The organism is Microbacterium sp. UCD-TDU (assembly GCF_000340625.1).
GTDB classification, from domain to species: Bacteria; Actinomycetota; Actinomycetes; order Actinomycetales; family Microbacteriaceae; genus Microbacterium; species Microbacterium maritypicum.
This window is the reverse complement of the sequence record NZ_KB454446.1, coordinates 1499764-1511545: the sequence shown is the minus strand read 5'-3', so window position 1 is coordinate 1511545 and position 11782 is coordinate 1499764. Positions and strand designations below refer to the sequence as shown.

At 69.7% G+C, this 11782-nt stretch carries 9 protein-coding genes; 2 read left to right on the top strand and 7 right to left on the bottom strand.

Annotated elements, in window-relative coordinates; genetic code table 11:
• Positions 1-3: 3 nt before the first annotated feature.
• From D514_RS30165 to D514_RS30140, 6 genes are read right to left on the bottom strand one after another with little or no spacing between them, the layout of a single operon-like run.
• Complete coding sequence (locus D514_RS30165; RefSeq protein WP_017830091.1) at positions 4-810, bottom strand: SDR family NAD(P)-dependent oxidoreductase; 807 nt, start codon at positions 808-810, stop codon at positions 4-6.
• Between the two features lies 1 nt (position 811).
• Positions 812-1888: an enolase C-terminal domain-like protein gene (locus D514_RS30160; protein ID WP_017830090.1), complete on the bottom strand. Its 1077-nt coding sequence runs from the start codon at positions 1886-1888 to the stop codon at positions 812-814.
• Positions 1885-2646, bottom strand: coding sequence for an SDR family NAD(P)-dependent oxidoreductase (locus D514_RS30155; RefSeq protein WP_017830089.1), 762 nt, complete (start codon positions 2644-2646; stop codon positions 1885-1887). The genes D514_RS30160 and D514_RS30155 overlap by 4 nt, the downstream gene beginning before the upstream one ends.
• 53 nt (positions 2647-2699) lie before the next feature.
• A complete protein-coding gene (locus D514_RS30150; protein WP_017830088.1) occupies positions 2700-4091 on the bottom strand; it encodes a hypothetical protein in 1392 nt (463 codons plus the stop codon).
• A gap of 34 nt (positions 4092-4125) precedes the next feature.
• Positions 4126-6309: a hypothetical protein gene (locus D514_RS30145; RefSeq protein WP_017830087.1), complete on the bottom strand. Its 2184-nt coding sequence runs from the start codon at positions 6307-6309 to the stop codon at positions 4126-4128.
• Positions 6309-7673 carry an MFS transporter gene (locus D514_RS30140; RefSeq protein ID WP_017830086.1) on the bottom strand — a complete coding sequence of 455 codons (1365 nt, stop codon included), beginning with the start codon at positions 7671-7673 and terminating at the stop codon, positions 6309-6311. The genes D514_RS30145 and D514_RS30140 overlap by 1 nt, the downstream gene beginning before the upstream one ends.
• Before the next feature lie 151 nt (positions 7674-7824).
• On the opposite strand from D514_RS30140, the gene D514_RS30135 reads away from it, so the two are divergent.
• On the top strand, positions 7825-8475 hold the full coding sequence (locus tag D514_RS30135) for a GntR family transcriptional regulator (RefSeq protein WP_017830085.1): 651 nt from the start codon (positions 7825-7827) through the stop codon (positions 8473-8475).
• A gap of 8 nt (positions 8476-8483) precedes the next feature.
• Entirely contained in the window at positions 8484-9326 is an 843-nt protein-coding gene (locus D514_RS30130; protein ID WP_036323341.1) for an SDR family NAD(P)-dependent oxidoreductase, read from the top strand.
• A 216-nt stretch (positions 9327-9542) separates the two neighbouring features.
• Here the strand turns inward: D514_RS30130 and D514_RS30125 are convergent, their stop codons facing one another.
• The gene (locus D514_RS30125; protein ID WP_017830083.1) at positions 9543-11708 is read right to left on the bottom strand and encodes a hypothetical protein; all 2166 of its coding nucleotides are present in this window, start codon (positions 11706-11708) and stop codon (positions 9543-9545) included.
• Between the last annotated feature and the right edge of the window lie 74 nt (positions 11709-11782).

Below are 11782 nucleotides of genomic sequence, written 5' to 3'. Positions count from 1 at the left end.
CGATCAGCGCTCGAAGCGCTCCCGCAACCCCGGGTCGATGGCGATGTCGCCGAACGACGCCGTCCACGCGCCGTCGACCGCGATGGACTGACCCGACAGGTACGGAGCCTCATCCGACAGCAGGAACGCCGTGACGGACGCCACCTCGTCGGCGCGGGCGATGCGACCCATGGGCGGCCCCTCCGCGAGCGCCCGCTCTTCGGCGGCGGGGTCGGCCGCGCGGGCGATCTGCGCCTCCAGATGCGGGGTGCGCACCCCGCCGGGAGCGACGGTGTTGGCGCGGATGCCGAGGGCGCCGTACGACACGGCCACGCTGCGGGTGAGGGCGTCGATGCCGCCCTTGGTGAACTCGTAGGCGGCGTGGTCGGTGAAGCTGGAGCGTCCGTGGATCGAGCCGATGTTCACGATCGCGCCCGGCACGCCCTGATCGACGAAGGCGGAGACGGCGGTCGAGCAGCCCCAGATGTAGCCGAAGCCGTTGATGTCGAGCACCTCGCGCACGGTGTGTTCGTCGAGCTCGTGCAGCGGGGTGCGCTTGGTGATGCCGGCGTTGTTGACCCAGCCGGCGAGGGGCGCCCTGGCACGGGCGGCAGCGGCGGCGCGCTCGTGCGTCGCGCGATCGGCCGCGTCTCCGAGCACGACCTCGGCCACGATGCCGTCTTCGAGCGTGCCGGAGCCCGGGGAACGCTCGAGCCCGACCACGATCCAGCCGTCGGCGGTGAGACGTTCGGCGATGGCACGGCCGATGCCCTTGCCGCTGCCGGTCACGACGACGCTGCGGTTCACGATGCTGCGCGGGGAGTCTGGCATCTCAGTCCCTCTCGAATCGGAAGACGGTGGGATCGAGCGCGAAGCCGAGGCCCGCGGCATCCGTCGGCCGCACCCGGCCCTCGAACGACGGACCGCCGAGGATGAACGACGGCGCAGGATCGTACGGATTGACGCCGCGAGCGAAGGTCTCGACGCCGATGCCCAGGTGCGCGGTGACCTCAGGATAGACGTGCCCCGACACCGGCACACCGCGCTCGGCCGCCCACGCGATCATCTCGCGGGCCGGTGTCACGCCGCCGATCGCGACCACATCGAGCCGCAGCACGTCGACACCGCCCACCTCGACCAGCGCCTTCAGCACCGCAGGATCGGTGACCTCATCGCCGACCGAGACCGGGAGCCCTGACTCCCGGCGGATGCGCGCGACCCCCTCGGCGTCTTCGGGGAGCAGCGGGTCTTCCAGCCACGCGAGCCGAGGGTCGCCCCACTGCGCGATCTCGGTCAGCGCCGTGTCGGCATCGGGCCAGCCGAAGCCCACGTCGACGACCAGGCCGGTCGTAGCGGGCAGCTCGGCGTTCAGCATCGCGAGCAGATCTCGCATATATGCCGGATCAGGCATGCGGGAGATCTTCACGTTCGTCCAGCCGTCCGCCTGCGCAAGGACCTCGTCGGCCACCTCGCGGGGAGTCCGGTCCGCAGAGGGATACGCGGCGACCAGCATCGATTCGCGAGGACCGTCGCCCGTGCCGAGGAGCGTCCACAGCGGCAGGCCCGCACGCCGCGCGGCGATGTCCCACAGCGCGATGTCGACCAGGCCGATCGCACGCCGCACCAGGCCCACCCGTCCGACGATGGCGCTGCCGCGCAGCATCCGTTCCCAGGTCGCGGCGGGGTCGTCGGCGTCCGCACCCACCGCGTGCACCGCGACGAGACGGTCGACGATCTCGGCCATCGGCGCTTCCCGCGAGAGGCAGTAGGCCACCCCGTTCGTGCCGTCGTCAGCCGTCGCCTGCACCGCGCTGTACTCGCGGCGGGTCACGGTCATCGCCCCCAGGTGCAGGGGTGCGGGGAGCGGCAGCGCGGCCGTGGCCGTGTCGATGCGAGCGATCGTCGTCATTCGGGCTTCTTCGCCAGCGGCACGCCGTAGTCGACCATGAACCCGCCGTCGACGTAGAGCGTCTGGCCGTTCATGTACCGCGACTGGTCGGAGACGAGGAAGCTGACCGCGGCGGCGATCTCGCTCGCTTCGGCCAGACGCTTCGCGGGGATGCGCGACAGGATGGTGTCGAGGCTGAGCGTGCCCGCCTCGACACCCTGGCGGAAGACGCCCGTGTCGACGTAGCCGGGTGCGACCGCGTTGACCCGCACCCCGCGCGAGGCCCACTCGGCACCCGCGGTCGAGGTCAGACCGATCACCGCGGCCTTCGTCGTGGCGTAGGGGGCGCGTCCCGCAGAGCCGCGCGACGAGATGGAGGAGATGTTCACGATGCGACCCTCGCCACGCTCCAGCATCCGCTTTCCCGCGGCCTGCAGCGCCGAGAACACCCCGTGCAGGTTGACGTCGACCACGGCCGACCATTCGTCCCAGGTGAGGTCTTCGATGCCACGATGGCGCTGGATGCCGGCATTGTTGACGAGCACCTCGATCGGTCCAAGCTCCGTCTCAATCTCGCCGAACGCACGGTCGACACCGGCATGGTCGGTCACATCGAGCTCGCGCCACAGGATGCCGGCCGAGTTGTCGGCGGCGGTGAGCCCGGGAACACGGTCGGCGGCGACCACGAGGTAGCCGTCGGTGGCGAGGCGCTGACCGATCTCCCAGCCGATCCCGGCGGATCCTCCGGTGACGATGGCGACAGGGCGCTGGGCGGTCATTGCTCTCCTCAGAGTGATCGAGATTTGCTATAGCAAGTGTATCGGGAGTGCCGTCAGCGGTCGAGCAGATCGGCCACGACGGCCACCCCATGCTCCTCGAGCAGGTCGAGCGCCCCGGGCGCGAGAGGCGTCTGCCAGGCCTGATACGCCCCGCGGTCATAGGCGTCGCGCGTCGGCAGATACACGAAGCCTGGGCCGTTCGTGAGGTTCATCACCACGATCGGCGTCTCCGGGAAGCGCACCCGCAACGTGGTCTGCAGCCGCGAGTAGGCCTCGCCCGGATGCCCCACGATCACCGCGTCCCCGAGCCGCCAGGCCCAGATCGGATGCTGCACGGTGGGACCGTCGATATAGCCGTCGCGCAGGTTGCGGGCACGTCCCAGACGTTCCTCGCGCGAGCGCGGATCGATGTCCTTCCACTCCTCGGCGAGCTCGTCGAGAGTCGGGAGGTCACGCAGCGGCAGTTCCACACTCGTCAGCGAAGAGCCGGCCTCCTCCCCTCCCGCGGCTGCCCGCCCGGTCCAGATCGCGAGCGGAGCACCCGACTCCACGACGCCGTCGAGCGTCAGCTCCTCCCCCGGGGCGGGCAGCGCATCGAGAGCCGCGAGCACCGCGTGTCCGAGCGAGCGTCCGTGCCGGTCGGCGACCGCGACGTCGCCCGTGTACTGCTCACGCGGAGCCAGCTCGCCCGATGCGCCCTGCACGAACAGGCACGGGGCGCCCGTGGCGGACTCCACGATCTCGCGCATCGCCCCGACGTAGTCCGGCGACACCTCTCGGCTCTGCCAGGCGAGCGTGGTCGGGTGGCACGCGTAGTTCACGAGCGTGCCGCGCACCGCACCGTCGACGCTGAGGCGCCCGATCGTCACGGTGTCGTCGGCCGCCGCTCCGGGGTTGTAGCCCACGAGGGGTCGACCGTCGACGTCGAGCTCACGGTCGGCCGCCAGGGTGCAGCGCCCGGTGGTCCACTCGATGAGTCCGGGAACCGCGCTCTCCAGCGCCTCGCGCCCGGCCGCGATCCCCGCAGCGGCGAGCGCCTCGAGGTATCCCGGGATCAGCTCGCCGCCCGGAAGATGCGCATCGGCGGCGCACAGCACCGCACCGGCGTGGGTGTGCGAGAGCGAGAGCATCAGCTGGTCGGGGTCGAGCCCCAGCCCGTCGAGGATCGCCCCGCGCACGCCCTGCTCATCGGCGACGCGACGCCACCACGTGCCATCCACCGCGAGCAGCACGCGCGGGCGCTCGTCGGCGGAGACCACGGCGAGCGCGGTGAGCTCGAACGAGCGGTGCGCCCCCTCGGAGCGCTCCCAGTCGGCGGGGCCCCAGTTCTTCGCCCGGATGCCGGTGGGCGGGGTGATGTCGCGCCGGGCGACGCCGATGCGCGCCCGGGTGCGGGGGATGCGGATGCGATCGCCGAGTTTCGTGGCAGATGCGGTGTCGTTCACGCGTGGTCCTCCCTGTTCTCCATGATGCCGCCGCTCAGGCGGTTTTCAGCACGTCGGCGATCAGGACACGCTCACCGTCTGCGGGGAGATCGGTCTCGACGCCGCGCTCGACCGTGTCGCTGTAGAGCAGCGTCGACGGCTCGGAGAAGCCCGCGGCCAACCGCAGCCGCCCTCCGACGAATTGTGCGCCGGTGACGCGCGCGTGGTTGATGCCCGCGCCGATGTCGACGTGCGCCGCGCCCTTCGGCACCGTGGAGGTCACACCGCTCAGCCGCCAGGTGATCACGCCCGCGCCGCCGGCCCGCGACAGCATGGCGCCCTCGCCGCGCTCCGTGCTCAGCTCGACACCCTCGAGCACGATGGCCTGGTCGCGCACCGCGGTCGCCGTGAGCACGACGTCACGGACCGTGCCGCCCCGGATCATCACCCTCGACGCACCGAGTTCTGCGGGGGCGCCGGTCGCCGGACCGCTCAGGCGGCAGTCGACGAACTCGACCGCTCCGGATCCCCGCACCTTCATCCCGTCGATTCCGGTGATCGTGCAGCGTGCGAAACTCACGGGGACCGTGACGGGGGTCTGGATGAGCACCTGGTCCTTGGGGAGCGCGAAGGTGCAGTCCTCGATGACCGTCGGCCGCGACGACCTGGCCGAGCGCTGCCCGATGGCCAGCAGCCCCGCGGTGCACCCCCGCAACTGGGCGCCGTCGGCGTTGATCGTCATGGTCGCCTGCGGGTCGAAGGTCGACCGCCCGATCACCCGGACGTTCTCGAGCGTCAGGTCGCTGATCTTCGTGCCCGCGACGAACCACGAGCAGACGTGGTCGCGCACCGTGATGCGCTTGGCGGCGGTGCCCCATTGCGCGCCGGAGTTGGCGATGTCCATCAGCCCCGAGCACCCGATGAAGGTGAGGTCGTGCTCGTACTGACCGTGCGTGGTGAAGGGGTTCCCGCCCTGGTCGTCACCGTCGCCGTGGCAGTTCTCGACGATGCAGTACGCACTGGCGGTCAGGTCGTTGAGATGCCGCGCGTTCGACGATGTGCAGTCACTCACCCGCCCGTAGAGGCTGTAGATCTGCTGCGTGAGGTAGCCCGCACCGCCGTAGAAAACCGTGGGCGGGTTCTCGACCGAGCAGCGTTCGGTCGTGAAGTGGGTGTTCCACCGCCGCATGATGACCGGCCACCAGGTGCGACTGGCGTGCACGTCGGCGACATCGCAGTGGATCGCGTACTCGAAGGCGATCGGGTGCGATCCGGTGAGCTCGCGAGAGTCCGGGAAGGAGCCGTCTGTCGGTCCGTCGAAGGGACCGGCCCCGAGGAACCGCATGTTCGAGATGCGCACGCCCTCCACCGGATCCATCCGGCGCCAGATGAGCTTTCGCCCCGTGTCGAGCGGCCAGCCGTTCAGGTAGTCGATCCGGATGTGCGTCCCGTCGATCTGCTGCGTCACCCGGACGAATCGCTGGATCTCGCGCTCATCGGCTCCGCCTCCGGCGACGGTGTCGCACTGCAGCGCCCACCACGAGTCCACGGGGAACGCCGCCGCGTCAGGCACAGTCACCGCGTCCGTCAGCTCGGGCCAGGCCTCCGCCAGGCGGTGCTCGACCACCACGTCCCGCGACACCCCGGTGAAGAACATCACCGCGCCGAAGGGGTTGTCGTGGGTGTTCGGCTCGATCCCGTCCGTCGTGATGACGTGGCCCCCGAAGTCGATCTCGATGTGGGAGCGGGTGAAGCGATGCCGTCGCTGGAACAGCAGGTCGGTGCTCGCCGCGATCCGCGTGACGCGGACGTCGTTCACCATCGCGGCGAGCGCGTCATCGGCCGCCGTCTCGGGCCCGGTGATGCCGAAGACCCGGAAGTCGACGGTACCGTCGTGCTGCAGCAGCCATCTGCTGCCGCGCTTTCCGGCGATCACTGTGCCGCCGTTGGCCTCGATGTCCGTAGCCTCGACCCCCACGTAAACGAGCAGTCCGGCGTCGCCGGGCGTCCGGTAGCCGGCGACGATCGCCACCTCGCCGTCGCGCGCACGGCGCCGGGACAGCTCGGAGACGGAGTCCGCCCTGGTGATGTCCTTCGCCCCCGCCGCGGTGGGAGCCGCCTGCGCGGGTGACGCAGCGGCCAGGGAACCGGCCGCACCGAGCGCGACCGCACCGAACCCCGCCACGAGGGCGCGTCGACTCGTCGAACGCACACGCGCATCCGCATCGCTGCGGGACATCACCGCACTCCGGACTTCGCGTCTGCGGCGAGCAGCGCTTCGGCCGGAACCGTGAAGTCCGCCCGTCGGCTGAGCCCGAAGGCGATGGTCGCACCGAGCAGGGTCAGTCCGGCGATCAGGAGCAGACCCCAGATCGCCGAGCCCGTGGTCTCGCTGATCCAGCCGATGGCGTACGGACCGGCGAATCCGGCGAGGTTGCCGACGGAGTTGATGAAGGCGAGTCCGGCAGCCGCCGCCGTCCCGGTGAGAACCATGGGCGGCAGACTCCAGAACAGCGGCGTCGTCGAGAACAGCGCCGACATCCCGACGCACAGCGCCGCGAGCGCGAGGATCGGCGTGCCCTGCGCCGTGACCGCCGCGATGAGCGAGAGTGCGGTGATGGTGAGCGTGATGCCGATCTGCAGCGGGATGTTGCCCTGTTTGCGGGCGGCACGCTCCCACGGGAGCATGACGAGTGCGGCGCACAGATTCGGCAGCGCGACGAGCCAGCCCGTCGTGGAGTTGGAGAAGTCGCCCATGCTCTTCACGATCGTCGGCAGCCACATGCCGAGTCCGTACGCGCCGAACACCACACCGAAGAACAGCACGATCAGGGTCCACAGGCGTCCGTTACTGAACACCTCGCGCAGGCGCAGACGCCCGTGCTTCTGCTCGGTCGCCGCGGTCTCGGCCGCCAGAGTGTCGTTGATCCACCGTTGCTCGGTCGGGTCGAGCCAGCGCGCATCCTGCGGACGGTCGGGCAGCCAGAAGAAGACGACGAAGGCGAGGAGCACAGCGGGAAGGCCTTGCAGCAGGAAGACCAGCTGCCAACCGTCCAGACCCCACATGCCGTGGAGCTCGAGCATCCAGCCGGAGAGGGGCGCGGCGACGGCGTTCGCGATCGGGTTCGACAGCACGAACACCGCGAGCACCTGGGTGCGGTACTGCCGCGGGAACCAGAGCGTGAGGTAGAGGAGCACGCCGGGGAAGAAGCCGGCTTCGGCGATGCCGAGCACGAACCGGGCGATCGCGAACTGGGTGGCATCCTGCACGAAGGCCGTGAGGGCGGCGACGAGTCCCCAGGAGACCATGATGCGGGCGATCCACTTACGGGCGCCGAAGCGCTCGAGCAGGAGGTTGCTGGGCACTTCGAACAGCAGGTACCCGATGAAGAAGATGCCGGCGGCGAACCCGAAGGCGGCCTCGGTGATCTGCAGTGCCGCCGTCATCTCCAGCTTGGCGAAGCCCGCGTTGTTGCGGTCCATGTAGGCGACGAGGTACAGCAGCCCGAGGAACGGGCCCAGACGCCAGATCGCCTTCTTCATGGCGGAGGCTCCGACCTCCTGCGGTGTTCGCGTATCGGGTGCGGATGCGTTCCCGGACATGGACAACTCCTTCGTCATCGTTCGAGTGGGCTTGCTATAGCATCTAGCAAATCCCTGGCCGTGTCCACTCATCGGGAAAATGCCATAGCATCGAGCGAACGAATTCGCTCCCTCTCGACGAGACGGAACCGCGGATCGAGAAGGGCACCGAATGCGCAGCGTCTCGGATCAGAACATCGCCGAACAGGTCGCAGACGAGCTGCGCGCGGCCATCCACTCCGGAGAGCTCGCCCCCGGCGAGCGCCTGGTCGAGCGCAAGCTCGCCGACCGGCTCGGTGTCAGCCACATCCCGGTGCGCGAGGCCCTGACCCGGCTCGCCGAGGAGCGTCTGATCACCCGCGAGCCCCGCCGCGGCGCTCGTGTCGCCCAACTGAGCGCGCAGGACCTGGAAGAGATCTCCAGCCTGCGGATCGTGCTGGAGCAGTTCATGGCGATCCGCGTGCAGGAACGGTGGAGCGAGGAATCCGCCGCCCGGCTCGGAGCCATCATCCAGGCGATGGCGGATGCGGCCCCCGGCGACATCGACGAGGTGCTGCGCCAGGACCGCCTCTTCCACGAGACGCTCGCCGATCTCGCCGAGCACCGCTTCCTCGACGAGCTGAGCGGACAGTTGCGCGGCCGGATCACCGGATTCCTGCATGCCGCCAACGCCGCCCTCGACCCCGCAGAGCAGGAGGAGCACGTGCGCAGCCATCAGCAGATCGTCGACGCCATCGCGAGCGGCGACCCCGAGCGGGCGCAGGCCGTGATCGCCGAGCATGTGACCAGGGCCGTCGAGCGCATCACCCCCACGGCCGAGTGATCCGCGCCGTGACCCCGCAGACGATCGTCCTCACCGGAGCCTCCGACGGGATCGGCGCAGCGGCCGCCCGCCAGCTCGCCTCCTCCCCGCATCGCCTCATCCTCGTCGGCCGGTCGGTCGAGAAGACCCGCGCCATCGCCGAGGAGACCGGCGCTGCGTGGTTCACCGCCGACTTCGCGCGCCTCGACGACGTGCGAGCACTGGCCGCGAAGATCACCGACGCCGTCGGCGACAGCGGCATCCACGTGCTGGCGAACAACGCCGGCGGCATCTTCGGGGATCAGACCCCGACGATCGACGGCTTCGAGAAGACCATGCAGGTCAACCACCTGGCGCCGTTCCTGCTCACGAACCTGCTGCTCCCCCACGTGCTGAAGGCCGAAGGCTCAGTCATCAACACCTCCAGCATCGCCCATCGCCTGTTCGGTCATCTCGACGTGGACGACCTCGACAACCGCCGCCGCTTCAGCCCGAACAAGGCCTACGGCGATGCCAAGCTCGCGAACGTGCTGTTCGCCAAGAGCCTGCACACGAAGTTCCACGCTCAAGGGCTGAGCGCGGTCGCCTTCCACCCCGGCACCGTGCAGACGAACTTCGCGTCCGACTCGTCGAGCATCATGCGGCTGCTCTACCGCACCCCGCTCAAGCACCTCATGCTCATCGGTGCAGACAAGGGCGGTGCGACACTGCGCTGGTTCATCGAGGGAACCCCCGGTGAGACCTGGTTCTCCGGTGCGTACTACGACGAGCGCCAGCTGACCACGAAGGTCAATCCGCAGGTGAACGACGCCGCCCTCGCCGAGTCCCTCTGGCAGCGCAGCGCCGAGCTCGTCGGCATCCCCGCCACGTAGCCCGAACGCATCGAGCGGCCGGCCCCGGCTCGCATCCCGTTTCGCGTCCCCCGGTTCGTCTCCCCGAAGTGCGCACCTGTCGGGAGATCTCACGGATGTCGGACCGGAACGGGCTTTCCGGTCCGACATCCGGACACTCTCCCGACGGATGCCCCTCCCGATGGATCCACCGCCCCGAAGGATGCACCGCCCCGAAGGCAGGATCCCGCGAGAGCGTCAGACCACGAGGTTCGCCGTATCCACCACACGCGGGCCCGCGGCGGGGAAGGCCGTGCGGGTCACACCCGATTCGACGTTGCCGGTGTGCAGCAGCGTGGACGATGCGCCGAACGCGGCATCCGCCAGCTCGATCGCGCCGCCTTCGATACGGTTGCCGACGGCGCGGTAGTGGGTCGCGCCCTTCGTGACCGCGATATGCGTGGCCGAGCCCTCCGCGCGGAAGGTGCTGTCGGACAGCGTCAGATGCAGCTCGCCGTCGCCGGTGCGCGAGACACCGGTGCCGCCCTTGATCGCGACGTCCGACCCCGCGATCTCGACCGACTGCCGCTCGCCTCGCGCCGCGGCGATGCGGGCGTTGCGAAGCGTCGATCCCTCGAACCGCAGGCGCTCCGACGACGACGCGATCGGCGCCGCGTCGTCGGCGGCCGTGAGCGTCGAGCCGCGGAACGTGACCGCGCCGGCCCCCGCGATCTTCATGCCGCCGACCCGGTCGAGCACGGTGTCCACGAACGTGACCGGCGTCTTCACCGTGGCGTTGGTGAGATCCCCCGGTGCGACGAACGTGAAGTGCGAATCGGCGATCACGGTCGGCCGCGCGGAGTTGTCCGAGGCCTGCGTGATCACGAGGGTGTCGGATGCCGTGCAGCCGCGCAGCTGCGCGCCGTCGGCGTTGATCCACAGCATGCCCGATCCCGCGAGCGACGGCTTGCCGATCACCTGCACATCTTCGAGGGTGAGGTCGGTAATGCGCACACGCGCGACGAACCACGAGCACACGTGCTTGCGCACCGTGATGCGCTTGGCCGCCGACCCCCAGGCCGCCCCCGAGTTCGCGAAGGTCATCAGCCCCGAGTTGCCGGTGTAGGTCAGGTCGTGCTCGTACTGCCCGTGCGTGACGAACGGCCCCTGGTCGTCACCGTCGCCGTGGCAGTTCTCCACCAGGCAGTAGGCGCTCGCGGTGAAGTCGTTCAGATGCCGGGCGTTCGCGGTGTGGCAGTTGGCGACGTACCCGTACAGGCAGTAGATCTGCTGCGTCAGGTAGCCGGCCCCACCCCAGGTGACCGAGGTCGGGTTCTTCAGCGTGCAGCTCACGGTCGAGTAATACGTGTTCCACCGGCGCTGGATCAGCGGCCAGAAGGTGCCGGTGCCGTCGATGTGGTCGACGTCGCAGCGCACCGCGTACTCGAAGGCCAGCGGGTGCGAGCCGGTGTACTCGTCGGTCCCGGTGCCGAGGAACTTCAGGTTCGACACCGTCACGTCGTGCACCGGAACGACGCGGCGCCACGTCATCGTGCGGTCCTTGCCCAGCGGCCAGCCGTTCTTGTAGTTGATGCGGATGTGCGTGCCGTCCACGATCTGCGTGACCTGCACGAGCCGCTGCAGCTCGCGCTCCCAGCGACCCGACAGCGCGTTCACCTCGGCCGCGTACCAGTCGCCGACCGCGAAGAACGACGAATCGGCGACCGGGAAGACGTCACCCAGATCGGGCACGACCTCGCCGAGCTTCGCCTCGTGCACGGCATCCGTCACCTCGCCGCGGAAGAACATGACCGCCGCGAACGGGTCGTCCTTGCCCGCATTCTCGATGCCGACGGTCGTCATGAGGTGCCCGCCGAAGTCGAAGGCGATGTTCGACCGCGTGAACCTGTGACGACGCACGAAGTTGAGGGGAGTGTGCCCCTCGATGCGGTGGACGCTCGCATCGTTCACCATGGCGTCGAGCGCGTCGTCGGCGTTGACGCTCGCATCCATGATCCCGAACATCCGGAAGTCCACGACCCCCTCATGCACGAGCACCCACGCGCCGCCCTTCGGGGCCGAGAGCACGGTGCCGCCGTTCGCCGCCGGAGCGTTCTTCTTCACGAAGCGGTACAGCCCGCCGCCCCCGTCACCGGCCGCGGCGTATCCGGTCGTGCGGACCAGGTCGCCGTCCTTGCCCTTGCGTGTGACGAGATCGGTCGCCGTGCCGCCGTTCGCCACAGACGAGGAGCCCGAGTTGCCCTGCGTGACGATCGGGCCCGCGGCCTGCGCGGGGGTCTGCGCGCTGACGGCCGCCACGCCGCCGATGGCTGCCGCTCCGAAACCGGCGAGCAGCATGCGTCTGCTGCGCAGAGCAGCGGTGTCGGTCTTCTCCTGCGGGGTCGTGCTCGTCTTCTGGGTCATGCTCATCCTCCTTGCGGCGTCATCGCCGCGGTCAGGCGTCCGGTCGTTCGGCCGGGCCGCATCATCCGATCGAT

Bases quoted from the DNA above. Each gene is read 5' to 3' on its own strand.
- D514_RS30165 (WP_017830091.1), bottom strand. From the start codon at position 810: ATGCCAGACTCCCCGCGCAGCATCGTGAACCGCAGCGTCGTCGTGACC.
- D514_RS30160 (WP_017830090.1), bottom strand. From the start codon at position 1,888: ATGACGACGATCGCTCGCATCGACACGGCCACGGCCGCGCTGCCGCTC.
- D514_RS30155 (WP_017830089.1), bottom strand. From the start codon at position 2,646: ATGACCGCCCAGCGCCCTGTCGCCATCGTCACCGGAGGATCCGCCGGG.
- D514_RS30145 (WP_017830087.1), bottom strand. From the start codon at position 6,309: ATGTCCCGCAGCGATGCGGATGCGCGTGTGCGTTCGACGAGTCGACGC.
- D514_RS30140 (WP_017830086.1), bottom strand. From the start codon at position 7,673: ATGTCCGGGAACGCATCCGCACCCGATACGCGAACACCGCAGGAGGTC.
- D514_RS30135 (WP_017830085.1), top strand. From the start codon at position 7,825: ATGCGCAGCGTCTCGGATCAGAACATCGCCGAACAGGTCGCAGACGAG.
- D514_RS30125 (WP_017830083.1), bottom strand. From the start codon at position 11,708: ATGACCCAGAAGACGAGCACGACCCCGCAGGAGAAGACCGACACCGCT.